We start from the raw sequence: 24,105 nt of genomic DNA, 5'->3' as shown, positions 1-24,105 counted from the left end.
TTTCATTAATATTTTCAATCCTTAAAGAGGTAGAGGGGGCAGACCCCCCTACTCAACAAAAAAGATGAGACTGTTTGGAACATACAGCCTCATCCTGCAAAAATCCGCTATTTAACTGCTACCGGCTGTTTTCCTTCAAACTGGAAAAAATATACGGGAGCAACTTTCTTTCCTTCAACCCACTGGAATTCTCCCTGGATTCCTTCAATTACTGGAGAATTATAAAACCATTCTGCAATTGCAGCTTTTTCAGTTTCAAGCTTGGCGGGGTCACCAGTGATGTTCAGTTCTTCAAAACACTGTTTAATTGCCATAAGGGCGTTATAATAATCAGGAACCGGATTAACGGTAGGCGAAGCTCCCTCATTATCGGCTTTGTATGCTTCCACAAGTTTGTTCCATTCTTCACCGTCATAATTTGGATCCAGCTTATTCCATATATACGTTCCATTAAGGGCATCCTCACTCACAACGTCAGAATAGTTAGGAGAGAATGCTGCAAAAGTGGCACAGATTCTATTTCCCTCATCGACGCCTCTTGTTCTTAATTCGGACACTACCTTGGCTGCCTCATCGGCTCTGATACCGATATAGTAGCCATCCACGTCTGCATTTATTGCCTGGACTGCCGCTGGACCTGCATCCAGGACACCTGTTTCAACCTCTATGATTTTCTTCACTGTCACACCAACTTCCGGGAGCCCCGATTCCAGCATTTCCGCAGTAGCCATCTGGGAAGGATCTGTTGGATTTGCGAACACAACAATCGATTTGATGTCCGGATTTAATTCGACCCAATGTTTTGCTGCCAGTAAATCCCCTTCTTCTGAATCTGTCATATATGCTATGGCAAATGGTGAATACTGCGCCCTGATGTCCGGAAAGGAAAATGCTGCAATATTTGTAACAGATGCATCAAATGCAACCTGTCCGGCAGCCTCACCGCCCGGTGCATCCATCGGACCTACCACAACCAAAGCATCATCAACAACCTGACTCATGGCACTTACCGCCTCCGCAGTATCAAACTTTGTGTCATGCATGTCGATCTTAATTGTTTTGCCATTGATGCCACCGGCTTCATTGATAATTCCTGCTGCATATTCGGCTGCCCACGCTGCCGGCTTTCCTACAAAAGCTATGGGACCGGTTATTGCGCTTAATACCGAAATGGTCAATTCCCCCTGTGCCGTGCTTGATTCTCCGGATCCGGTTGTCTCCGCTCCTCCGGAACTTCCACATCCGCTCAGACTTCCTAACACCATAATCATGGAAAATGTTGCTGCCAGAATTCTTTTGAATCTCGATTTCATAAACTTCCTCCTTCTATATGTAAAATTTTAATTAAAACCGTACTTATTTTCTGACAAATACCCTGCCTACGCCTGCAACCATTTTTCTGGTTACAAGTCCTTCCGGACGTGCCATCAGAATCACTATCAGAATTACCCCATATATGATCTGCGCATAAATTGCAAGACTGGATGGTATCCACTTATTGATTCCCCATAGCAAGGGTACCGATATAAACATCCCCCATTGGGTATAACGCCCGCCTACAAAAAGCATTGTCATGACAGAAAGAAGCAGGGAAAATCCAAAAGTTTCGGGGTAAATAATCCGCATATTAAATGCATAGATTGCGCCGGCTACAGCCCCTAGTGCAGATGATATCGTAAGACCTAAAACACTGATTATCTTTACGTTAACTCCCAGAGTAGCCGCCATATCCGGATCTGTCTGAACAGCCTCAAAGGCACGTCCCAGTCTGGAATGATCCAGCCTGAAAATGAATACGGCAACAATCAGTACAAGAATCAGCGAATACAGAACCAGATTCTCTATCTTCGGGATGCCGCTTATGCCTCTGCCAGCCCCTAAAATATCTATATTGCGGATAACAGACTGAATAATGAATATGAGAGCCATGGAGGAAACCGCCGTAACGATTCCGCTTGTCCTGGAAAACCCTAACGCCGGTATGAACCCCAAAATTGCGCCAACTACGATAGCCCCGATAATGCACACCCAAAATGGCCAGTGCCATGTCTTTGATGCAAGTGCCGCAAAGTATCCGCCTATCGCCATGCAATAAACAGTGCCATTATACAACAGACCTGCCCGGAAAGGAACATATGCTGCCCAGGTCAGTATGATGAATACGCAGCAGAATATTATAAAATATGAAAGCGCTGTTGACATGGTATCCCCTCCTTTCTATTTGGCCGTTCCAAACAGCCCGTTTGGTTTCCATATAATTACCAACATGATAACCCCATAGAAGATTGCCTGCGTCCAGCTGCCAGGAAGGTAAGCAAGAGCCATCGCTTCAATCAGACCCATGAACAGAGCAGATAAGAGACCGCCTTTCAAATTACCCATGCCTGCAAAAAGCATCAATATTACGGATTTCACTGCAAATGTATCTCCAAGAGAGGGACCGCAGGTTCCTATCGTCATAATAATAAGGATTGCAATAATGGCTGCCAGAAAACCGGCTATCCCAAATCCTATCATTCCCGTCATTCCAAAAGGAATGCCAAGCATTTTCGCCACCCGGAGGTTCTGGGCCATAGCGCGTATGGCACGTCCCTGTTGCGTTTTATGCATGAACCAGAGCAGTACAAGTGCTACGACCACAGCACTGATCAAGGCAATGATGTTCGCAAGCGAAAGCCGAATCAGACCGAAAGTCAATGTAATTCCGCCACCCCTCATACTGGCTGGAAACGCAAAGTTTCCTCCACTGTTTACAAATTGAGACATGAATTCCGTCAATATAATCCCTACGCTCATTGCAAGTACGATCGTCTCAAGTTGGGCTCCTCTCTTGCACAACGGTCTGAAAAGCGGTTCTGTCGCCATTGTAACCAGAACACCGACAACAACCATGACAGCGATGGCCATCGCTATGTTTCCGCCTGATGTATTCAATGTAATCCAGCCTGCTGCCATCGTAATCATAATAATATGGGCATAACCTTGATGCACTATATCCCTCACCAATACCAACAGATTCATGCCGAGTACTATTAATGCATAAATGCTGCCTGTAGCCAGTCCGTTAATTACCTGGGCAATAAAACTTTCCATACTCTAAATCACTCCCATCTATTGATATTAATCTGCACCTAAATATGCACTTCTGACGGCTGGATTGCCAGCCAGGTCGCTTGATTTTCCATCCAGTACAGTTTCGCCTAAATCAAGAACATATCCTCTGTCAGAATATTGGAGCGCTTTTTTTGCATTCTGCTCCGACAGCAGGATGGTCATCCCTTCCTTTTTCAACTCAACAAGTATTTTAAAGATTTTATCCACATAGGCCGGAGATAAGGCCAGGGAAGGCTCATCCAGCAGAATCAGCTTCGGATCTCCCATTATGGCGCGGCTGATGGCCAGCATCTGCTGTTCTCCTCCGGATAAAGTGCCGGCTTTCTGCAGGCGCCTGTCATAGAGAATCGGAAAACGTTCATACACCTTTTCAAGATTTTGCTCTATCACGTTTTTCTTATGATAGGCACCAAGCTGCAGATTTTCCAGAACAGTCATACTGGCAAGCATACCCCTGCCTTCAGGAACGACCGAGATTCCCCTTTTAATCACTTTATCTGTCGACACCTTAGTGATGTCCTCATTCATAAATGTAATTTTTCCTTTAGTTGCTTTCTGAAGTCCGATAATCGTATTGATCAATGTTGATTTTCCTGCGCCATTTGAACCGATCAGGGTAACGATTTCCCCTTCAAATACTTCCATATTAATGCGCTTGATTGCGCAAATCTGCCCATAGTAGACAGACAACTCTTCAATTTTTAAAATTCTACTCATCTGTTCCAAGATATGCTTCCACCACCCTCGGATTATTTTTCACTTCTTCCGGCAAACCTTCCGCAATTTTCGAACCAAACTCGATAGCTGTAACAATATCCGATGCACGGGTAACGAGCTTGACATCATGTGCAATCAGAATAATCGTGGTTCCATTTGCTTTGATTCGTCTTATCAGATTTTCTATAAATTCGGACTCTTCCGCACCCATACCGGCCGTTGGCTCATCCAATAGCAGAAGCTTTGGTTCACCCGCCAGCGCCCTGGCAATCTGGAGGGTCTGCTGCTCTGCCCATACTAAATCTCCAGCCCATCTGCCTGCTGACTTATCCAAACCGACAAATTCAAGAAATTCCATTGCCTTGTATCTGATATGTTTTTCCTGTTTCGATTCCTTAAAAGGCAGATGGAAAAATGTTCCCATAATATCTGTACTGGTTCGCAGGTACATTCCGGCCATAACATTTTCAAGAACTGTCATTCGCGGCATTACACGTGGAATTTGGAACGTACGCCCAATTCCATGTTTGGCAATTTCATAAGGCGTCATGCCCGTTATATTCTTTCCATCAAAGATGACTTTCCCCGACGTCGGACTAAAAACGCCACTAATGACATTAAACGTAGTTGTTTTTCCAGATCCATTAGGACCGATCAGTCCATGGACGCTTCCCTGTCTGATATTCAAATCAACATCTCGCAATGCTTGTACGCCGCCAAAATTCTTGATGACCTTTTCCAATTTCAGGATGTCCAATGTGCCTCCTCCTTTTCCTACATTATTTGGCTTACCTAAATCTATCATCTTCAGGTGTGACGAGTATGTGACCATTGTGAAATCCATGTGAAATACTGCATTTTTTTCAGTTTTTTTGTGCATATGACACAAAAAAGGAGCCGTCATACACGACTCCTTACCGTGAATATCTTTTGGTCTATTTATCTGCTCCCACTACTCTATCCGCAAAGAAATGCTTTGCAATAATCCGTATCCCATCCTGAATGCACAGGTCACAATCCCTGATTGGCGTGCCTGTGTCCTCACCGCGCAGTTCCCTGCAAATAATGGTGCCATTCCTATCCTTAAATTCCATAGCCAGTTTTCTGGTCAGATCAATTGTCTGTACTTTTGTGGTATTATTTTCGATGTTCCCTCCACTCGTCATAAGTCCGGCAATCATCGCCATTGCACAGACAACACCACAAACTTCCATAAGACCTCCGACTCCGCCTCCAAATCCTTCTGCCATCTTAAAAAGATCTTTCTCGTCCGTATCCAGCAGGTCCGAAAAAGCGCACACCACACACTGGGAACAGGCATACCCTTTTCCTCTGCCGCCCATCGCAATATCAATCCTTTTTTGAATATCCAAAATGTTCCCTCCCTACCCGTATCTTAATTTTAAATTCCTGTGGAACTTTCACGCTCGAAACCAGAACCTGCTGCCCTTACCCGGCTCACTGTCAACCCCATATTCGAAATTATGCTGATCCAGGATTTCCTTGACGATGGACAAGCCGACCCCCGTGCTTCCAAAATCTTTTGAACCGGGATTTATCTTATAGTATTTGATCCAGATATTGGGCAGGTCTTCCCCGGCGATGCCGACGCCATGGTCTATGACTTCAAATAATATATGTTTGCCTTCACACCTTACATTGATATAAATTGGCCCACCGGAATATTTAACCGCATTAATTATTACATTGAACAACACCTGTTCAATCATGGGTTTATCCGCCTTAATCATATATTTTTCAAAAATCTTCGTTTCAAACACCGCATCTTTCCCATAAATCACTTTCAAGTGTTCTATAACTTCATTTACCAGCCTCCCAAGTGAGAATTTCTGTAACTGAAGTTTCGTTTCTTTTGACTGCAATTTGGCCAGATTCAGGGATGCGTTTACAAAAATGGAAAGTTTATCTGTCTGCTCAATGATAATTCCCAGGTGCCTGTCCCTTTTTTCCTGATTATCACCAGAAATGTTCAATATCATTTCCGCATAAGCTTTAATCATTGTCAGCGGAGTCCGCATATCATGAGAAACGTTGGCTATCAAATCCCTTCTGTTCTGTTCGTAATTGGCAAATTCGCGTGCCGCCATTTCCATTGTCTCTGACAAAAGATTGATTTCTGCATACGTATTTTGTGGAAATGACACGCTGTAATCTCCGTTGGCCAGTTTTTTTGCACTATTCGTAATTATAACTATCGGTTTCAAGAACTGCCTGGCCAGAAACCACGACATCAGCAAGGCGAATGCAAATACAATGAGGGATATCTCCAGAAGCTGCAGCTGTACATTATTGATTACAGCTTTTTCATGGTCTGTGGATTTTGCAACAAAAATAATCTCCCGTTTTCCTTCCCAGCTGGCCAGGACCTGCGCATGCACGACCCAGTCCGTGTTTCCGTCTTCTATGACATAGTCTATATAACCATTGGAGTTTTTTAGCTGTTCGATCAGATTATCCATTTTTAGAATTTTTAACGGCCATCGGGCATCCAGTCCGGCGACTCCGACTGAGTCCAATTCCTCTCCATCCTCTGTCATGGTCTTAATCTGATACTCGCCCGAATAAGCTGCAGCCCGCATTGCCTTGTAATAGGCATCCGTACCATATGTGGCTGAAATATTCCATGTTATGTTCCGTAACGAATCCAGAGTATCCTGTCTTACCCTTTGCTTTATATTGAAAAGTTGAATGAAGAATACCACTCCGACAATAATTACCGCAAATCCGATAAACAATAGATATAATCTGAAACGTATTCCCTTAAAATCAAAGAACTTCAAACTTATAACCTACCCCTCTCGCCGTGATGATATATTTCCTGTATTCTCCAATGGAATGGCGGAGCATTTTGACATGGGTATCCACCGTCCTGTCGTCTCCCATGTAGTCATAGCCCCAGACGTTATCCAGCAGCTGCTGCCTCGAAAAAACGATATTGGGATGGGATGCCAGAAAATAAAGCAAATCGAATTCCCTCATCGTTATTGCAGCTTTAACACCGTCAATGTATACATTATATGCCTTTCCGTCAATTTTCATCCCCTCGAACTGCAGGCGGCACTTAGAAGTATCTCCATCTGATATGCTCTGTCGTCCCCGATTTCTAGACAGGATTACGCCAAGACGAGCCATCAGTTCTTTGGGCGAAAACGGTTTGACCACGTAATCATCTATTCCAAGACTGAATCCATACAGCTTGTCATGCTCTTCCCCTTTTGCAGAGAGTATAAGTACCGGAATCGAATTGGTCTTTTTAATCTTCTCGTACGCCGTCAATCCATCAATCCCCGGCATCATGACATCCATTATTATGGCATCAAAATCCTCTGTCCTGCAGCATTCAATAGCCTTCAGTCCACTTTCCGCTTCCCTGACTTCATGTCCCTCCAGTTCCGCATATTCACGTATTACTTCACGAATCATCGGTTCATCATCAACAATCAAGACTCTTGCCACTTTATACCTCCTAATGCCACCCATCCATCGAAATAATTTAGTATATTATATAACTTATGTCATAAATTTACAATTCACAGTTCCATATGTTAAAATCATTGTAACTAATGTCTGGACGGAGGAGTTTTTCATATGGATATAAAGCTTTTATTATTCAAACAGCATTCCTATAATATGTGGGAATATGACGACGATTATATAAACCGCATAGCGGCTCTGGGCTATGACGTAGTCCTGCATCCGACCGAGGGACTTTCCCTGCCGGAGGAAGCCTATACCTGCGAAGTACTTGCCACGGTAGGCATCTTCCAGCATGAGAATATTGATGATTTCAAAAACCTGAAGTTTATCCAGGTACTGGCTGCAGGCTTTGACCATTTTCCTGCGGATAAGATCAAGGAGCGAAAAATCATCCTGGCCAATATGCGGGGTGTATATGGCATACCGATTTCCGAATTCGTGCTCTCCGGTATTCTCAACGTTTATAAACAGAGCCGGGTGTTTGATTCTCAGAAAAAAGATCGTGTTTTCAGGCGAAAACAGGACCTTATCGAAATCTATGGTAAAACAGCAGCTATTCTGGGAACCGGCGACCTCGGATTCCAGATTGCAAAAAGACTGCAGGCTTTCGGAGCCAAAGTGATCGGCTTCAACCGCCATCCACTGCCTTCCGACTGTTTTGATGAAGTCCATTCCATTGATCATGCGGGGGATTTTCTGCCCCAAGTGGATATAGTAATTCTTACGCTTCCCTTGTCGGATGACTCCTTTCACCTTGCCGGAAAGGATTTTTTCCGCAGCATGAAACCGGGCAGTGTCTTTGTCAACGTGGGCCGCGGGGCGGTCTGCGATGAAGGGGCGCTGGTTGACGCACTTAAAAACAAGCTGCTGCTTGCAGCCGTTCTGGACGTATATGAGAAAGAACCCCTGCCCATAAACAGCCCTCTCTGGGACCTGGAAAATGTTTTTCTATATCCCCATACAATGTCCGGTTCGGATAATGCATTCGGAAGGATGAAGGAAACACTGTACAGAAATCTAAAGGCTTACGCAGAATGCAAAGAACTGGAGAACAGATTTTTTTAAACCGTCTTGCATTCGGTTATGGAATGGTTATAAGACTAATAAGAACTTTCGTTAATTCACTTATGGTTATAAAATGGAGATACAAATTCAGATTTTTAGGAGGTTATTTATGAGTTGCAATCCATTTAACAAAGAAGAAGAACTAAAAGATATGGGGATGTATAAAGATGTTCCCAGCCCATACGGATTCCCGCCGGTTCACGCCAGAAAATTCAACACCCCGATCACCCCAAAAGAGAATTTTCAATTATTGATGCAGAATAAAAAGCCCTGTTGGATGCCTGTACTTCCCATCGACTCCAACATTGTCCAGCCTGAGGTCATGCCGGATGCATTTGCCAGAAACCATGGTGGAATTGACTGGTTCGGTATTGACTGGGCATTTGAGCCAAAATCAAATGCTGCCATGGTCAGACCAAACACAAGACGGCTTTCTGATATCACGGAGTGGGAGAAAGAGCTTGTCTGGCCGGATTTAAATACTATCGACTGGAAGAAGGATTACGAAGAAAATTATAAAGATGCTATCGATCCGGACCGTTTCACCACTTTCATGATCGTCAACGGTCTTTTTGAAAGAACCGCCGACCTCACTTCTTTTGGAGATACTTTCTGCTATCTGCTTGAAGAGCAGGAAGCTCTCGAGGCATTCTATACCAAGTTGACTGACTTCCACATCGATCTGATAAAGATTGCAAAAGAAGTTTATGGGGCAGATATGATTACTTTCCATGATGATATGGGAACACAGAGAAGCCCATTTATGTCCAATGAGACATTCCGGGAAGTCATGATGCCTCACTACCAGAGAATGAACGCCGCTGCCCACGATATGGGTCTGTATGTGAACTATCACTGCTGTGGAAATGTCGAACCAATGATTCCACTTTTCATAGAAGCCGGATTTGATTTGTGGGAAGGCCAGGACAATGCGAACAATAAACTTAGTATCATGGAAAATTATGGCGATAAAATGGCTCAGGTCTCCATTATGGTCGGCGACCCTGCCCTGCCGGATGAGGACCTCCGGAAACTGATAACCGATCTTGTAAATACGGTCGGCAAAACCGGACGATTTATTCCATACTATATCGAAACGAATCCTGACAGATCCTTCGATTCCTATGAATTATTCTATGTTTTGAGCCGTGAATTATACAGCAGATAATTACTCAGTTACTCGGGGGTCAGACCCCCGAGTATTTTTTCTACTCTTTTGAATTTAAAATCATCATATTCGATTACATGGATTCCCATTTCCCTGGCCCTCCTGTAAACAGTCGGGAAATCTGTGGAAAAGGTCCCAACCGTGGCGACTACTCCAATGCCGCATTCTCCGCCAAACCGTTTGACGAGCATATCAATTTCGTTCAAATCTTCTACTGTAATTATTTTAAGCTTACAGGAAATAAATATCGGCCGGGTGCCTTTCACCAGGGTCACGTCCAGCTCATTGCTTATGTTATTCTCTTCATTCCCAATTCCATTCCAATCGATAATCGTACTTATCCGCACCTCATCAAAAAAATCCATCCGCATCGCAATCAGAAAAAGATACAATTCCAGGATAAGGCCCTTATCATTCAGGCATTTTTTTATGACATCATTTTTATAGGAAAAATTTATCTGCTTCTGGGTTATGTTCAGATCCCGGATTATTTTGCCTGGAGAGGAAGCCAGCGTGGACAGCTTATCCTCAATGAAATCATTATACTGCATCCGTTCATGCAAAGAAAATGGAGACGGATCAGTCAGAAGGCTGTTTCTTTTATTCTGAAGGTAATCAATCAGCCTCCTCCATCTTTCCTGATTGTCAAAAAAGATATTCCATAAAAATTCTATATCCAGCTGCATCTCCGGAGACAGCTTGTTGATTCCGATATGTCCATATCCTTCCAGAGAGCCTCCCGCCATCAGGACAAAATCCTCCAGTTGTAATTTTGGAGCTTTTAAATTATTCATTTCTTCTGTAATTTTAAAATTTGATACATTTCTTATCATGGCATTTTTAATGTCATAAAAAAAAGCTGGGATTCTTTGTTCACCAATAAGCTCTCCAACAGCAATGTACAGAAGATTTCCACCTCCACAAAGTTCAACAGCACTTTCCGGATATTTTTTGAGAATTTCTTCCAAAACCTGCGAAATATTCTCCAGATTCTGTAAATCCACTGTATAGAATTCCATTTTCACAGAAGGAAGCTTTTCCCTGAAGAAAACTTTCAGCTGTTTTTCCCGCATTTCCTTACCGCCTAAAAATACAATCTGTTCCGGTTCAAACAAAAGTGCAGCATATACATTCCGAATTGGGGATGAAGAATATAGTTTTATCAAGGTCTTCATTGGGGTCAGGCACCTTTCTTCTTTTTTTTATATTTTATCGATTTCAGCAAATAATTAATCCATTCTTTGTTATATTCACGAAAATTCATTTTCGTGGCCCAGACTTTTGTACTTTCATGCTGCGGATGGCTCTCATCATGGTAAATGCGCAGAAATTCATAGAATCCCTCCAATCCACCTACATCCTCCGGCGGGGCTGTCCCTTCCCCATCCAGAAGCATCGGGTATCCATAGGGGTAATCTTCCACGGTCTCCTCCAGTCGGACCACAAGCTGCCATCCTGCCCCAAAATCATACTCATAAAGAATCTCCCCCTGTCTCTCCAGATACCCATCTATTTTCAACCCACTTGGCTTACGTATGACAACCTTCAGACTTTCCTGGTAGGCCCGCTCAAATTCCTCCAGATTATCCGGAATTGTCTCCAGCCTTTCCTTGTAGAATCTTTTGTTTTTCAAAAAATGCTTGTGACCCTCATACGCATCCTCATCATTAGTCACCCTTATATTTTCCTTGCTCAGCACAAATGCATACAAATGATAATTTTCATTGGGATATCCTCCCCGAAAATTCGTCACATCCTGTATGATATCATGTAGCCTTCTGTATGTGGCTCCGGCCGGCATGATGATCCGACGCCATACCAGAGGCTCTGAGCCCTTCATTTCAATTTTCACGATATACGCTTTCATGACAGATCCATCCTTTTTATTTTCTAACTTTTTTATCATAGGCAAAATCAATCCATTCGTCAAGAAATGAATCACTGCTGACATCAAATGCTTGATTTTATTGACATTACGATACATTACTTCTATAATGAGAAAAATATAACCTTTAAATGAGAACATAAAACGGAGGGTATAAAATGAAAAAAGAGAAATTATTTGCACTGTTAACCGCTACACTATTATTGATTGCCATGCCTGTGAACGTTTCAGCAGCATCCGGAATCAATGATGCAGAACAGAGCATACTGACAAAATTAAAGGCAGGAATCAGCGTGAATGGGACCAACATAGCGATTCCGGCTGAATATATCAACATGGCCGAAACAGAAATGATGAAAGACGGTGTAGACATCACTGCAACTGAGGCTTCTAGTATAAATGCACAAATCGATGCAGCAGCCGCCATCGTAAAGGCTGAAGGCGTGTCTCAACTCAGCCAGCTGTCAAACTCTGCCAAAACACAGATTGTTGATAAAACGTCTGCCGCTGCTGCAGTTGTGGATTACTCCGTGACCTACAATACATCCAGCGATATTTTAACCATTAAAAATTCTTCCGGCGCTGTGGTAGCCACTCTTTCAAATTCCGACATCATCAAAGCGACCGGTGCTTCCACAAATTCGACGGCCATTCTCCTGTCCGGCATAGCCGTGGCGGCCATCGCAGGAATTGCAGTTGCCAATAAAAAGAAACTTTTTGTTAAAACAGCATAAAAGGAATATTGTGAAAAAGATAATGAAAAAAAATCTCAGTAAAATAATGGCATATTTTTATCTGCCATTATTTTTTACTTTAGCAGGATATGCCTTTATATATTTTGCCGCAAAACCACTTATAGATACCGGCTTGTCGGTCGCAGGAATGATGGTGGCTGATGAAGTTCCGGATTTCTCATCTGATTTGAATTCCATCTATACCGGAGCGGTTCTTTCTGACCAGCAAACCATTCCGTTGAGCAGCATCCAGATTCCCGACTATGGAACCCATTACGGGAACATCCGCTGCGAGAGGATCGGACTTGATGTTCCTGTATATATGGGCGATGACAACGCCATACTTCGGGTGGGCGCAGGGCAGTTTTCAGGAAGCTTCCTGCCCGGTTTCAACAGGACGATTCTTGTTGGCGGTCATAACACCACTTTCTTTCTGCCATTGCAGTACATCCAGCCCGGGGACAGGATAAACTACTCGACCAACTACGGAGAATATATTTATGAAGTGACGGAGGCAGCTGTCCACAACTATAAAGATACCTCCGCATACGATTTATCGGCCGAAACTGAACAGCTTATCCTGTACACCTGTTATCCTTTTGACAGCCTGACAGGCTCCAAACAGGACCGTTTATTCGTGTATGCAAAACGTTTATCCGGACCGGATATCGAATAGGAGACCAGAATGCGGAGCTTAATAAAAAACTCATCAACGAGATACATCATCAGCCTGATCATGTCTTTCATCCTGACACTTGTCCTGACGCTCATGACATGCTTAATAGGAATCTATGCAGGCTTTCTGCATGACAATGCAGTCTTAAAACGGCTGGACAGCACCTATTTCAAAAGCCTGCAGACCGTGCTTTACGACAATCTGGAATCAGCTTCGATTCCGGCGGGAATTCCATTGGAGACGCTTACGGATATTTACCCGCTTACTATGGTTGCCCTGGATACTAAGGCTTACGCTGAAGCCATACTGGCAGGACGCGAATACGAGGCAGACTCAACTGCTGTATCGGAAACGCTTAAAAGCAATGTCCTATCATATATGCAAAGCCAAAGTATTTCCTTAACGCAGGAGCAGCTGGCCAACCTGGATGAATTTGCAAAACAGACAGGAGCTGATTATACCGATGAAATAAAAGTCCCTTTTCTGACATACCTGGTGCAGGCAAGGAATATATATGCTCCGGTTATGATGATCGGCATCCCGGTAAGTATCCTGATTTCCATCCTGATTTCCTTGTTCCTGATCCGGCTTTATCATTTCAAGCATAAGGCTGTGCGCTTCCTGACCTACAGCACTTTATCTGCGGGACTCCTGTGCATTATCGTTCCAGGGCTGGTTCTTCTGACCGGTTTCTATAAGAGGATCAACCTTGAACCTGAATACTTCTATCATTTCGTCTCAGGATATCTCTCCAGCGGGATAAAGGTTTTTGTTATACTCGGCTTCTTATGGCTTCTCGTTTCGGCATTCCTGATAGGGGTGACGGCTTCGATGAAGAAGTCTGTTAAATAAATAAAAAGATATCCGCCGGCTGTTAAAGAAACGACAGCCGGCGGATATCTTTTTATTTATCTATTAAAGATTTTAAGAGTTTAGACTTCTGAAAATTACAGCCACCAGGCCCACTCAAGCGCTAATCCAAAGTGTGCGAAAATATAGAATGCCCCGTCTGCATCATAGAATGGTACTCCAAAGTCCTTATTGTCATCAATTCCCGGAGCTCCAGTGAAATTCATTGTATTACTGATACCTAAATGTTCATCTATGATACTGACATTGTAAACTTCCCCATTCATTTCGATTCCCTGGGCCATATTGTAATCAATCCTATACATATTGCCACCAAGACTTACAACCGTGAATATTCCGACCAGGCACTGTCCACCAACTGGATTGCCAGCCTGAAGCGGGTAGGTGCTCCTGCTTCCATTATAATAATTGTACATGAACCAGTTTCCCTTTGGCAGTATCCGGGTTCCTGTTCCGTCAATCCAGCTGTTGGCGCCCGTCGCCGTTTCATTCGTTATACAGCAGCAGTATTCTCCACAATTTGGATCAACGCAGATTTCTTCGGCAAATACCGGGACAGCCAATACCGGAAGCAACAGTGCCATCGCGGCAATAAAAGCTATACCCAACCTGATTTTCCTACTTTTCCTACTTTTCATGATCCTACACCTCTTTCCTGTTTTCAGGTATAATAATCGCAGTCAGATATCTCCTGAATTCTACATATCCTACCACCTCCGGATGTTTATTCCATCCTGCTTCTCAAATCCACCATTATCCTCACCTTCATTATATATCAGCTTTTATGCTAAATAAAGAACCGGAGCGAATTTGGCAATGACAACGATTGGTCACAATCAATGACATTGCCATCCGCTCCGATTTATCCCATGTATTTATTTATGGATTAAGAAAGCCTGGACTCCGGTAATCATATTCCGGTTTTGCTGTTCCTGGGAATTATAAGCGGTTGTGATGCCAATATCACCAACCGCACCGGCACCAAGTGTAAACCGCCCTGAAAAGACGACTCCGCTGGACCAGTACAGCGTCCCTTCCAATTGGAGAGTGTATTCTCCGTCCGGTACCGGATTTCCTGTTTCATCCCTCAAATCCCATCTATATTCTCTTGTGCCGCTTTCCAGAGGTGTTGCCCCAGAAATAGAATCGAGCTGGATTTCAGATAAATTGCGAGGCACGGCTTTAGCAACCCAAGTAGGAAGGGCATCCTCCCGGAAAGTATATCCGGCCACTCCGCCTGACAGCTCGTTTCCTGTGGCTGTAAAGCTGGTGACAAAAATCGTCCTCACAACTCTTCCTGAGCTGTCCTCTATCCAAAGGGCGTACTGGTTGGATGCCTCTGTTGTGGAATAGCTTTTGTAAAACGATACAACCAGCTGGTCTGGTCTCTCTGGAGGATTTGTCTGGGTAGTGGACGTAGGTGCAGTAGTCGGATCTGGAGTGGATGAGGAGTTCTTTATCGTGGTTTCTGAGGTTTGCGCATCTGTTTCAGCAGTCGCAGAGGCCGATTCAGTAGTTGCCGCAGTTGTCTTACCCGACTCATCATTATCACCATGCCAGACTGTTAACCGTACGGCCAGGATAACTACAGCCAGTATGAGTACGATACCGGCTCCCGTCAGCAGTTTTTTTTTCCTGATAAGCTTTTCCTTCATGGCAGCCACGCTTCCCTCTTTCAGGTTTTTATTTTTTCATACAGTCCCAATACTGGTTTCATGATTTTATCCGATTCAAAACCTAAACAGTATATGTCGGCCAGATCCTTTAAGGAGGTCTCTTCCTCATACAGATCTTTCATCAGGTCTTCATAGAATACCGGCCTGATAGGATTTTCCATATTTTCCTCTGACCTTATATCCTTTTGTCGGATTGCTTCAGACTCAACCTGTTCGCCTTTACACAGCTCTTCTAACACTTCTCTTCCCTTTGCGGTAAAGGCAGCAGCCAAAGTTGCCCTATCCCCGGGTTCCCGGTAACGACCCTCCCAGAAGTCCCCCAGACGTATGTCTGCGGCGGACCCCCGGCGGAAGAGGCATTCGTAGCACGATGGCATATATACGTGACCCAGCAGATAAAACCGGTAAAATAAATCCTTCGTTTCTGTACAAGTATACTCCTTTGCATTACCCTCTATCCGGATGTGGATTTTTTTCCCTCCCGACTTATCCCGGAATACAACCCGTGGGGCCAACCCATATCCATGTTCCAGGGCTCCCTGCTGCAGATATTTCTTCCATAGATTCCAGGTAGGTATCCCACGGCAGACAATATCTACCAGAACAAATTGATCCCGCCTGTTTTCCTTTTGAAGCAGTTTATCCATTCCGCTGATCTGGCAGGGCGTTCCGAAAATTGCAGCCTTTTGCCGGATATTCTTTGCCTTCAAAAACAGATCTGCCGAATTGCTCTGGATATACTTGGATCCCTGGAAATTGGCTAATTTTAGCATTTCCCCCTCCACGGCCATTTCATGGGACGCCTCCCGCTTCCCGGCATCGTATGAACAGCCGGATATGATGTATCCCCGAGTATGGAGCATCCGGGCTATCTCGTACGCAGCTCCTCCGGATGCGCTGGCATTCCTGATTTTCTCTTCCCTGGAACGGATTGCAAAAAGCGCCTGTTCCTTTTCACTCAAATTTCCGGTGGTCTCCCCATTAAAGGGACAGACCTCTACGCACACGCCACACCGTGTACACTTTTTCTGCTCTACCTGCGCTGCCCAGAACCCGTCCCGGTTTCGTATTATCCGGACGGCTCCCTGATCACATATGGCCTGGCAGGATCCGCATCCGCAGCAGGTATTGGTGATTTCAAAAGAAAGATGATTTTCGGAAGCCATACTCTTGGAAAGCGCATCATGCAAGAAAACCAGGGATTTCCGTTTTTCCTCCTCAATCCTTTCCATAGCCCCCTCAAATCTGCAGTCCATCGGTTCCGGGTTTACCTGAGACTTGTTTATGACCAGCCTTTCCTTCAGTCCCGATATTTGCAGTATATTGTGGATTCTTGAATTCCGGGAATTTTTATCATTATTGGAATACCTTTCATACGTATAAAAAGGCACTTTGAAAATAATGGAAAATATCGTGCCATGAAAAGAATCTGTGCACACGAAAGCCGCATCCCTGATCAGATGTATGAACTCCGCCGGGCCTACTCCGTCTTCCGCGGCAAAACCCCTTTTATAATCATCGTTGCATACCGGGATGACCTTCACGGGGATTTTGATTTTTTCAGAAAGCATCTTCACATGATGCCAGTTCTCTTCGTTGTCATCCCCCAGAAAATAAGACAATATATAAGGTTCTTCACTCTTGCCTTCTGACGCAAAACCAGTCCATTCATCCGCCGAGAGAAGAAATGTGGGATCCAAGGCTACAAATGCATCTTTTCCACATATCTGTCTGATTGCGCGGGAACCCTGCTCCTCCCGGACCGACAGGTGTCTGAATCTTTCTATACTCTCTTTCATTCTTTTCTTCACGCATGGATCCAGTATATCCGTCTGGCCGATACTGGGTGCATAAGCAATCATCTTATCCGTATCACGGACAAAATCCAGAAAATACTTTGGATTGAACCAGGACGGCGACCAGATCAGATCGCTTCCACAGACAAACGAGTCATACAGGTCATTCAATCTGTATAAATCCGAAGCCGTTCTGCATTTATACGTTAAAGTAATATGCTGTTCCCGGAACTTTTCAAAGGCAGCATTCCGTTTTTCATCCCGGATTTCCAGTTCATCCTTGTGCACATGGGTTATTTTCCTGACGGCTTTCCTCGCATAATACGCAAAATGCTTTTTATCCTTCAAAGTCACCAGTCGTCCGTGTGGAACATAGTGGATAACGTCTGCTTCATAACCGGCTTTCCGTATGGAATTGTACAGAGCTGTCACTTGAAGAGCTGTCCCAAAATTATTATAATGAAACCAAGTCATTATGGCTGCTTTTTTCATAATGAACCCTCCCTGCCCAGGCCCTTGTTCTCACTTTCCCATTCTGGAGAAAAGTTTTCTCCAATTTGTATGAAAGATTCTTTTTTGTTCCAGTTGCAGTAGGATGACTGATAGCAGCGTCTGCATGGGTTCTCCATTTTTTCCGGATCATTGACGATAGACCTGTATTTCTGATATTCCGGAGCATTCCAGACGCTCATGAATTCCGGTCTGTTCTTTACATCGTATCGGAAAAACTGTACCGGTGTAGACATGCATGGTCTGACATAGCCATCAGAACCCAGAAAAAAATCTCTCCATGATACATAACATTCCTTATGCAATTTCTCGGTTGCTTCATCTTCCCCCGAAATGTAGGGCAGTTTCAGGAGAATTCCAAGTTCTTCTCCGATTTGCGCCGCCTCTCCAAATACACTCCTTACCTCTTCTTCCTGCCCCCATAGACTTTCGTTCAGAATATCGTCCCCAAATACCGTCAGATAAACGACTTTCACTTCTTCGATGCCAATGTCAGCGGCAAGCCGGATGAGATCCGGGAGTTCATGAAGGTTTGACTTCATGGCACAGAATACGAAATTGATATAAGGATAGGACAGGCACTGTTCTTTTTTTTCTCTTTCAATTTCCTTCAAATCCCGGACAATCATATCCAGATCTGATCCTTTCCGGATCCTGTTGTTGGTTTCCTTCGTAGCTCCATCCACACTCACGGCAAATACATCCACTTCATAATCAAATAATGCTTTCTTTATCTGCTTTAGATTCATCCCATTCGTGCAAAAATATTTTCTGGCTCCATGCCTATGGATAATTTCAAGCATTTCAATAAAATGCGGATGGATGGTGGGCTCACCCCATCCCATCAGGGTTACCTCCTCCACAATGTCCATCATCGGTTCAAAACTTCTGAACACCTCCATATCGAACGCTGTCGGTTTAAATTTTGCGGCATTTCTCCCGCACATAATACAGTTAAGGTTGCAGGCATTTGTCAGCTCAAATACGAGTCTTCTGGGATAAGATTCCAGTATCTCTGCTTTAGCTTCCAGCTCGCACATATTCAGTTCTGTATTTTTCTTCTGCCTCTCAGACAGTTCTTTTCCTGAAAACAGAGTCTTTGTTTTTGCACGGATAATCATACGCATCTCCCCTTTATCTGCTGTGTATAAATCCAAGAATTGACTGTACCATAAAATCCAACTTCCGATCATCCATCCCGGGATAAACCCCTATCCACAGCGAATCGCTCATGATTCTGTCTGTGTTCTCCAGGGTGTCAACAACCCGGTATCCGCCATTGCCGTCTCTCATTGCGTCAAAGCAGGGCTGTTTGAGGAAATTTCCAGCAAAAAGATATCTTGTCTGGATATTTCTCTCTTCAAGGTGCTTTGCAAGCTCATTTCTTGCAAAACCTGCATTTTCCTTGACCGTCATCAGAAAACCAAACCAGCTTGGATCCGAATTCGAAGCCGTCTCTGGAAGAATTATTTTGTCCGAAACGATTTCAAGTTCCTGTCTCAGCTTATTCCAATTTTTTTTCCTTGCTTCGATGAAACCAGGGAGCTTCTTCATCTGTGCACAGCCAATGGATGCCTGCAGGTCGGTAGCCTTTAAATTATACCCAAAATGGGAATAGACATACTTATGGTCATATCCCTCCGGAAGCTGTCCAAACCGGCCGGCATGTCTTCGTCCACATGTGTTATCGACTCCGGATTTACACCAGCAGTCCCTGCCCCAGTCCCGGTAGGAATTTACGAGCCGGTTCAGCAAAGGATTGTCTGTACAGACTGCGCCTCCTTCGCCAAGAGTGATGTGATGGGGCGGATAGAAGCTGTAGGTAGAAAGATCCCCGAAGGTTCCTGTCTTTTTGCATTCCCCGTCCATACAATACACGGACCCCAGGGCATCGCAGTTATCCTCAATCAGCCACAGCCCATTCTGGGTACAGAATTCCTTCACAGTTTTCAAATCGAATGGATTTCCCAGAGTATGTGCCAAAAAAACCGCCTTTGTACGATTGGACAGGGCCTTTTCCAATTTGGAAACATCCACGTTGTATTGTGGAATTGTAACATCCAGGAAAACAGGGACGGCACCATACTGAATGATTGGCGTAACGGTTGTCGGAAATCCGGCTGCCACCGTAATCACCTCATCTCCCACTTCAATCCGGCGCACGCCAAGCTCCGGTGCCGTTAGGGCCATAAAGGCCAGCAGATTTGCTGACGAACCGGAATTTACAAGAGATGCATATTTCAATCCTAGAAATCCGGCCAGATTCTGTTCAAACTCATCTGCATAATGTCCCGTCGTCAGCCAGAAGTCCAATGAAGCCTGTACCAGATATACAAGTTCGTCTTCATCAAATACCCTGCCAGAGTAGTTGATTCGGTCTCCAGGCGAGAATTCCTTATGATTTGCAAACTCTTCCTGATAATATTTTTTTGTCAGTTCAATAATTTCTTTCCGTAAATGATCTGCTCCCATATTCCCCCCCATATCATTTTACAAATCCGGTCTGCTGTTCCTCCCAAATTCTCCACGGTGCAGTGCCTTCTTCCCATAATCTTTCCAGAAGCATTTTATCCCGCATAGTGTCCATGCACTGCCAGAACCCATAATGCTTGAAGGCTTTAATTTCCCCCTGTTCAGCAAGGGTTACAAGAGGGTATTTTTCAAGAATGCAGTCGTCTCCGTCAAGATAATCGAATATCCTCGGATCCAGCACCATGAATCCCCCGTTGATCCATCCACCCTCTTCGATCCCCTTTTCCTTGAAACTGGTGATATCCTCGTTTGAATCGATATCAACGCTTCCAAACCTTCCCCCGGGCTGGATCGCTGTAATCGTGGCGATTTTTCCATGGGCATGATGATAGTTTTCAAGGACATTCATGTCTGCATCGCATAAGCCGTCCCCGTACGTCAGCATAAAGGCTTCGTTCCCAACAAATGGCTGTATGCGTTTAATACGTCCTCCTGTCATAGTGTTGAGTCCTGTATCGATTATAGTAACCTTCCAGGGTTCCGTGTGATTGCTATGTACCACCAGCTTGTTTTCAGCAGTAAAATCAAAGGTGACATCGGACATATGCAGATAATAGTCTGCAAAGAATTCTTTGATGACATACTGTTTGTATCCACAGCATATAATGAAATCATTGTATCCATAATAGGAATAGTACTTCATAATATGCCAGAGAATCGGTTTCTCGCCGATACCTATCATCGGTTTCGGGATTAAGTGGCTCTCCTCACTGATTCTTGTACCAAACCCACCTGCTAAGATTACTACTTTCATCAGGATGCCTCCTTTTCTCCCGCCAAATGTCTGCGGATTTTCTTGAACAGCGCTTTAAACAATATGGCGGGCGTATTCAGGAGCAGACCCGGGGACAGATAGTTCAAATAATTCGGAATGCCTGTCCTGGGGCTTCTGACCATATAGGCTACGAATTCCTGATAATGCTTCCTGCTTTTCAGCATTTTTTTGATCTGCTCGTTCGAATAACCGAATCTGTTCATTTCTTTTACGGAAACTGTCATATTATAAGCAAATACCTCCAGATATTTCTCGCTCCATGAAATCCCGCTGTAACGGTCATGTATATAGACCTCTTCAATAAGCCATATGCCATTTTTATCACTGGCAGCAGCCAGAGCCCAGCTAAGGTTTGTCGTCAGACTTCTAGTGCAGGTTCTGATCGCTTCGATTACATATTTTTTTTTCATGATTACAGCCGTTATAAACATCAATACGCCGTCATTCCGCACAAAAATATCCACCGCTGCTTTTTTGCCATTTTTATGCAATCCACCCTTAGGAAAATTGATGACCGATTTGGAACATCCGGGCGTATATTCTCCCATAAAAAAGTTGTGGTTCATGGCAATCAGACCAACATCGTTTCCTGAATAAAAAACTCCAAAGATGGCATCGGCTATCCCATGGGTAATAATATCGTCATCCCCAACGAACCATATATATCTGCCTTTAGCTTTTTTTGCCAGTTTTCTGGTATTGCCGATAAATCCAATATTTTCTTTGTTCACCCAGTAGGTAAAAGTCTTGTTCTGCTTTCGCAGATCCTGCAGATTTTTGGCAGTATCATCCTCTGAACAGTTGTCGGACACAAGAATCTCCACTTCGTCCCGATAGGGCGCAAATTCAGACAGAATGAATTTGAGCTGTCGCATGATATGCTCATTTCTGTTATAGGTCGGCATGCAAATACTTAGAATTTTAACGCTCTCCATATACAACGCCCCCTCATCACTGGATCCGTTCGTTGACCCGGATCCGTTTTTTTTCGAATCTCTTATCTATTGCTCCTGAAAGCTGAAATCTGACCAGGCTCATTTTCCATCCAGCATCAATATTGGTTCTTTGCAGCTGCTGACGACTGGTATCATGCAATACAGGCTGGGAATTCGTCATCATTGAATACCTGTATCCGCTTCTTTTTATCCAATCTGAAGCCGCCTTTGTGTAATGGCATTCTTCCCCTCCGCACCAGGCAAATGCTTCCACTTTTCTTCCGAGCATCTTTTCAAGCTGTTCCTTTGATGTCTGGATTTCTCTTTTCAGAAGTTCCTGAGAGTCTGTAATCTCCATCCGGTGATGGGAATAAGTGTGGTTTCCGATAATGTGCCCTCCTTCTGCCATGGTTTTTAGCTGGGCCGCAGTCATATATCCCCGGGTGTCCACAAGAGACGAGGATACAAAGTACCATCCTGTAAAACCATACTTATTCAGAATCGGAAAAGACATCTCATAATTATCCGCAAAGCCGTCATCAAAGGTTATCGCAAGACCCGGTTTATCTCTGAAAATATACCCGGATTCCAAAAAACTTTCCAACTTGTCCCTTGTTACATTTTCAAACTCTGAATAATACCATTTAACCTGTTCCTCGAAAATATTCCGGCAGGCGGCTGGGACATGATGATAATTGATAATCCTAATATAATCATTCTTATAACTTTTATTAAGGTCCCTTAGTCTTCGCTCATTGATTCCAAGAATCTCCATCATGTCTGCCAGATAAGTCTTAAAAATCAATCCATTCACAATTTTCCTCCCGATATTCTACCAAAAAAGAGCGCATTCCCACTCATGGGAATATGCTCTTTCCATTTACGAAATATTCGATGAAGTTTTATCTGAATACCAGAATCCATCTTCATGCTGCAGCCCGCCTTTTTTTATAATCCGAAAGCTTCTGTTTTCATTATTATACCATGTATGACTTCCAGAAACAATGTTCACTGTTCGGATGCTTCCACTTGCCGCCCCCATACGACCCGGTTCACATAGTCCGTGTAGGACACGATGATTCTCAAAATTTTTTCCGATACGTTAGGCACCTGATAATCATACACAGGTCTTAAAGTACTTTGATTCTGGGTCTCCAGCACCTGCAGACCCTGCAGAATCCTTTCCTTCCCAAGTCCCACCATCATGACGGCCGCCTCTTCCATTGCTTCCGGTCTTTCGTGTGCCTGTCTGATGTTCAGTGCCCTGAATCCGAGAATGGAGGATTCCTCGCTTATCGTACCGCTGTCGCTTATTACTGCTTTCGAATGGATCTGCAATTTGATATAGTCATTAAATCCCAGGGGTTTTATGATGCGGATCAACGGATTGAATTCGACCTCACTATGCTCTATCATCTTTCTGGTTCTCGGATGTGTACTGAATATTACAGGCATGCCATAGGTGTCTGCAATGGCGTTCAGACTTTCCACCAGATCAGAGAAGTTTTTCCCAGTACAGATATTCTCTTCCCGGTGTGCTGAAACCACAAAATAGCCTTCGTTCTTTAGACTGAGACGTTCCAGTACATTCGATTTATCTATATCCTCTTTTCTTGAATAAAGGACTTCCATCATCGGACTGCCCGTTTTAATAATCCGGTCTGCTGAAAGACCTTCCCGAAGAAGATATTCCCGGGCAATTTCGCTATAGGTCAGATTGATGTCTGCAATGTGGTCTACAATTATCCTGTTTGTCTCTTCCGGTACTCTCTGGTCAAAACAACGGTTGCCTGCTTCCATATGAAATATGGGTATATGTCTTCTCTTTGCTGCTATGGCGGCAAGACAGCTGTTTGTATCTCCCAGGACCAGGAATGCGTCCGGCTTGGTTGCTTCGAGAACCGGTTCTATATTAATCAGGATATTACCGACTGTTTCTATCGGTCCAGCACCTGCTGCCTTCAGGAAATAATCCGGCTTTCTCAATTTGAAATCCTCAAAGAATATCTCATTCAATTCATAATCATAGTTCTGACCCGTATGTACAAGTATGTGCTCTATCGCATCCGATTCTTCCAGCTTGCCTATGACGGATGAAAGCCTTATGATTTCGGGCCTGGTACCTAAGACGGTCATGACTTTAAGCTTTTTCAT

24 protein-coding genes are annotated in these 24,105 nt (G+C 44.0%); 5 read left to right on the top strand and 19 right to left on the bottom strand.

The window, feature by feature from the left end; genetic code table 11:
• Positions 1-107 precede the first annotated feature (107 nt).
• From BUA79_RS07065 to BUA79_RS07030, 8 genes are all read right to left on the bottom strand, one after another.
• The gene (locus BUA79_RS07065) at positions 108-1,313 is read right to left on the bottom strand and encodes an ABC transporter substrate-binding protein (RefSeq protein WP_073993664.1); all 1,206 of its coding nucleotides are present in this window, start codon (positions 1,311-1,313) and stop codon (positions 108-110) included.
• A gap of 43 nt (positions 1,314-1,356) precedes the next feature.
• Positions 1,357-2,202, bottom strand: coding sequence for a branched-chain amino acid ABC transporter permease (locus tag BUA79_RS07060; protein WP_073993663.1), 846 nt, complete (start codon positions 2,200-2,202; stop codon positions 1,357-1,359).
• A 15-nt stretch (positions 2,203-2,217) separates the two neighbouring features.
• Entirely contained in the window at positions 2,218-3,093 is an 876-nt protein-coding gene (locus BUA79_RS07055; RefSeq protein WP_073993662.1) for a branched-chain amino acid ABC transporter permease, read from the bottom strand.
• A 27-nt stretch (positions 3,094-3,120) separates the two neighbouring features.
• On the bottom strand, positions 3,121-3,831 hold the full coding sequence (locus BUA79_RS07050) for an ABC transporter ATP-binding protein (protein WP_207647326.1): 711 nt from the start codon (positions 3,829-3,831) through the stop codon (positions 3,121-3,123).
• On the bottom strand, positions 3,824-4,636 hold the full coding sequence (locus BUA79_RS07045; RefSeq protein ID WP_073993696.1) for an ABC transporter ATP-binding protein: 813 nt from the start codon (positions 4,634-4,636) through the stop codon (positions 3,824-3,826). The genes BUA79_RS07050 and BUA79_RS07045 overlap by 8 nt, the downstream gene beginning before the upstream one ends.
• A 130-nt stretch (positions 4,637-4,766) precedes the next feature.
• Entirely contained in the window at positions 4,767-5,204 is a 438-nt protein-coding gene (locus BUA79_RS07040; RefSeq protein ID WP_094757354.1) for a C-GCAxxG-C-C family protein, read from the bottom strand.
• A 48-nt stretch (positions 5,205-5,252) separates the two neighbouring features.
• Positions 5,253-6,587, bottom strand: a complete 1,335-nt coding sequence (locus BUA79_RS07035) for a HAMP domain-containing sensor histidine kinase (protein WP_178138555.1) — start codon at positions 6,585-6,587, stop codon at positions 5,253-5,255.
• Between the two features lie 31 nt (positions 6,588-6,618).
• The gene (locus tag BUA79_RS07030; RefSeq protein ID WP_073993660.1) at positions 6,619-7,308 is read right to left on the bottom strand and encodes a response regulator transcription factor; all 690 of its coding nucleotides are present in this window, start codon (positions 7,306-7,308) and stop codon (positions 6,619-6,621) included.
• Positions 7,309-7,440: 132 nt separating this feature from the next.
• On the opposite strand from BUA79_RS07030, the gene BUA79_RS07025 reads away from it, so the two are divergent.
• Together BUA79_RS07025 and BUA79_RS07020 are read left to right on the top strand one after the other, a co-directional pair.
• The gene (locus BUA79_RS07025) at positions 7,441-8,394 is read left to right on the top strand and encodes an NAD(P)-dependent oxidoreductase (RefSeq protein ID WP_073993659.1); all 954 of its coding nucleotides are present in this window, start codon (positions 7,441-7,443) and stop codon (positions 8,392-8,394) included.
• Positions 8,395-8,503: 109 nt separating this feature from the next.
• The gene (locus BUA79_RS07020) at positions 8,504-9,562 is read left to right on the top strand and encodes a uroporphyrinogen decarboxylase family protein (protein ID WP_073993658.1); all 1,059 of its coding nucleotides are present in this window, start codon (positions 8,504-8,506) and stop codon (positions 9,560-9,562) included.
• Positions 9,563-9,570: 8 nt separating this feature from the next.
• Here BUA79_RS07020 and BUA79_RS07015 read toward each other — a convergent pair whose 3' ends face one another.
• Complete coding sequence (locus tag BUA79_RS07015) at positions 9,571-10,737, bottom strand: PDDEXK family nuclease (RefSeq protein WP_073993657.1); 1,167 nt, start codon at positions 10,735-10,737, stop codon at positions 9,571-9,573.
• 5 nt (positions 10,738-10,742) lie between these two features.
• Entirely contained in the window at positions 10,743-11,468 is a 726-nt protein-coding gene (locus BUA79_RS07010; RefSeq protein ID WP_242941661.1) for a plasmid pRiA4b ORF-3 family protein, read from the bottom strand.
• Between the two features lie 137 nt (positions 11,469-11,605).
• Here BUA79_RS07010 and BUA79_RS07005 point away from each other — a divergent pair, with 137 nt between their 5' ends.
• Genes BUA79_RS07005 through BUA79_RS06995 form a run of 3 tightly spaced genes read left to right on the top strand, consistent with a single transcriptional unit; the run spans position 11,606 to position 13,709 of the window.
• Positions 11,606-12,181: a hypothetical protein gene (locus BUA79_RS07005; protein ID WP_073993655.1), complete on the top strand. Its 576-nt coding sequence runs from the start codon at positions 11,606-11,608 to the stop codon at positions 12,179-12,181.
• 10 nt (positions 12,182-12,191) lie between these two features.
• Complete coding sequence (locus BUA79_RS07000) at positions 12,192-12,857, top strand: class D sortase (protein WP_143147884.1); 666 nt, start codon at positions 12,192-12,194, stop codon at positions 12,855-12,857.
• A gap of 9 nt (positions 12,858-12,866) precedes the next feature.
• Positions 12,867-13,709, top strand: coding sequence for a hypothetical protein (locus BUA79_RS06995; protein ID WP_073993654.1), 843 nt, complete (start codon positions 12,867-12,869; stop codon positions 13,707-13,709).
• A gap of 95 nt (positions 13,710-13,804) precedes the next feature.
• On the opposite strand, the gene BUA79_RS06990 is transcribed toward BUA79_RS06995, so the two are convergent.
• From BUA79_RS06990 to wecB, 9 genes are all read right to left on the bottom strand, one after another.
• Positions 13,805-14,365, bottom strand: coding sequence for a hypothetical protein (locus BUA79_RS06990; protein ID WP_073993653.1), 561 nt, complete (start codon positions 14,363-14,365; stop codon positions 13,805-13,807).
• Positions 14,366-14,602: 237 nt separating this feature from the next.
• A complete protein-coding gene (locus BUA79_RS12230; RefSeq protein ID WP_094757360.1) occupies positions 14,603-15,382 on the bottom strand; it encodes a DUF2271 domain-containing protein in 780 nt (259 codons plus the stop codon).
• Between the two features lie 20 nt (positions 15,383-15,402).
• Positions 15,403-17,691, bottom strand: coding sequence for a polysaccharide pyruvyl transferase family protein (locus BUA79_RS06980; RefSeq protein WP_073993652.1), 2,289 nt, complete (start codon positions 17,689-17,691; stop codon positions 15,403-15,405).
• Positions 17,688-18,830, bottom strand: coding sequence for a radical SAM protein (locus BUA79_RS06975; protein WP_073993651.1), 1,143 nt, complete (start codon positions 18,828-18,830; stop codon positions 17,688-17,690). Before BUA79_RS06975 ends, BUA79_RS06980 begins: the two co-directional genes overlap by 4 nt.
• Before the next feature lie 13 nt (positions 18,831-18,843).
• A complete protein-coding gene (gene rfbH / locus BUA79_RS06970; RefSeq protein WP_408633829.1) occupies positions 18,844-20,193 on the bottom strand; it encodes a lipopolysaccharide biosynthesis protein RfbH in 1,350 nt (449 codons plus the stop codon).
• Position 20,194: 1 nt separating this feature from the next.
• Positions 20,195-20,995, bottom strand: a complete 801-nt coding sequence (rfbF, locus tag BUA79_RS06965) for a glucose-1-phosphate cytidylyltransferase (protein WP_073993650.1) — start codon at positions 20,993-20,995, stop codon at positions 20,195-20,197.
• Positions 20,995-21,951, bottom strand: coding sequence for a glycosyltransferase family 2 protein (locus BUA79_RS06960; protein ID WP_073993649.1), 957 nt, complete (start codon positions 21,949-21,951; stop codon positions 20,995-20,997). The genes rfbF and BUA79_RS06960 overlap by 1 nt, the downstream gene beginning before the upstream one ends.
• Positions 21,952-21,967: 16 nt before the next feature.
• Entirely contained in the window at positions 21,968-22,765 is a 798-nt protein-coding gene (locus BUA79_RS06955) for a polysaccharide deacetylase family protein (protein WP_073993648.1), read from the bottom strand.
• A gap of 194 nt (positions 22,766-22,959) precedes the next feature.
• Positions 22,960-24,105, bottom strand: a complete 1,146-nt coding sequence (wecB, locus tag BUA79_RS06950; RefSeq protein WP_073993647.1) for a non-hydrolyzing UDP-N-acetylglucosamine 2-epimerase — start codon at positions 24,103-24,105, stop codon at positions 22,960-22,962.

The sequence above is a fragment of the Parasporobacterium paucivorans DSM 15970 genome, assembly GCF_900141895.1.
GTDB lineage: Bacteria > Bacillota > Clostridia > Lachnospirales > Lachnospiraceae > Parasporobacterium > Parasporobacterium paucivorans.
Note: the sequence above shows the minus strand (reverse complement) of the source record. Positions and strands in the feature narration are given on the sequence as shown.

What these genes read in the sequence shown, in the direction of transcription:
- BUA79_RS07065 (WP_073993664.1), bottom strand. Translation starts at nt 1,313, where the DNA reads ATGAAATCGAGATTCAAAAGAATTCTGGCAGCAACATTTTCCATGATT.
- BUA79_RS07060 (WP_073993663.1), bottom strand. Translation starts at nt 2,202, where the DNA reads ATGTCAACAGCGCTTTCATATTTTATAATATTCTGCTGCGTATTCATC.
- BUA79_RS07055 (WP_073993662.1), bottom strand. Translation starts at nt 3,093, where the DNA reads ATGGAAAGTTTTATTGCCCAGGTAATTAACGGACTGGCTACAGGCAGC.
- BUA79_RS07050 (WP_207647326.1), bottom strand. Translation starts at nt 3,831, where the DNA reads ATGAGTAGAATTTTAAAAATTGAAGAGTTGTCTGTCTACTATGGGCAG.
- BUA79_RS07045 (WP_073993696.1), bottom strand. Translation starts at nt 4,636, where the DNA reads ATGATAGATTTAGGTAAGCCAAATAATGTAGGAAAAGGAGGAGGCACA.
- BUA79_RS07025 (WP_073993659.1), top strand. Translation starts at nt 7,441, where the DNA reads ATGGATATAAAGCTTTTATTATTCAAACAGCATTCCTATAATATGTGG.
- BUA79_RS07020 (WP_073993658.1), top strand. Translation starts at nt 8,504, where the DNA reads ATGAGTTGCAATCCATTTAACAAAGAAGAAGAACTAAAAGATATGGGG.
- BUA79_RS07015 (WP_073993657.1), bottom strand. Translation starts at nt 10,737, where the DNA reads ATGAAGACCTTGATAAAACTATATTCTTCATCCCCAATTCGGAATGTA.
- BUA79_RS07010 (WP_242941661.1), bottom strand. Translation starts at nt 11,468, where the DNA reads ATGATAAAAAAGTTAGAAAATAAAAAGGATGGATCTGTCATGAAAGCG.
- BUA79_RS07005 (WP_073993655.1), top strand. Translation starts at nt 11,606, where the DNA reads ATGAAAAAAGAGAAATTATTTGCACTGTTAACCGCTACACTATTATTG.
- BUA79_RS06995 (WP_073993654.1), top strand. Translation starts at nt 12,867, where the DNA reads ATGCGGAGCTTAATAAAAAACTCATCAACGAGATACATCATCAGCCTG.
- BUA79_RS06990 (WP_073993653.1), bottom strand. Translation starts at nt 14,365, where the DNA reads ATGAAAAGTAGGAAAAGTAGGAAAATCAGGTTGGGTATAGCTTTTATT.
- BUA79_RS12230 (WP_094757360.1), bottom strand. Translation starts at nt 15,382, where the DNA reads ATGAAGGAAAAGCTTATCAGGAAAAAAAAACTGCTGACGGGAGCCGGT.
- BUA79_RS06980 (WP_073993652.1), bottom strand. Translation starts at nt 17,691, where the DNA reads ATGAAAAAAGCAGCCATAATGACTTGGTTTCATTATAATAATTTTGGG.
- BUA79_RS06975 (WP_073993651.1), bottom strand. Translation starts at nt 18,830, where the DNA reads ATGATTATCCGTGCAAAAACAAAGACTCTGTTTTCAGGAAAAGAACTG.
- rfbH (WP_408633829.1), bottom strand. Translation starts at nt 20,193, where the DNA reads ATGGGGGGGAATATGGGAGCAGATCATTTACGGAAAGAAATTATTGAA.
- rfbF (WP_073993650.1), bottom strand. Translation starts at nt 20,995, where the DNA reads ATGAAAGTAGTAATCTTAGCAGGTGGGTTTGGTACAAGAATCAGTGAG.
- BUA79_RS06960 (WP_073993649.1), bottom strand. Translation starts at nt 21,951, where the DNA reads ATGGAGAGCGTTAAAATTCTAAGTATTTGCATGCCGACCTATAACAGA.
- wecB (WP_073993647.1), bottom strand. Translation starts at nt 24,105, where the DNA reads ATGAAAAAGCTTAAAGTCATGACCGTCTTAGGTACCAGGCCCGAAATC.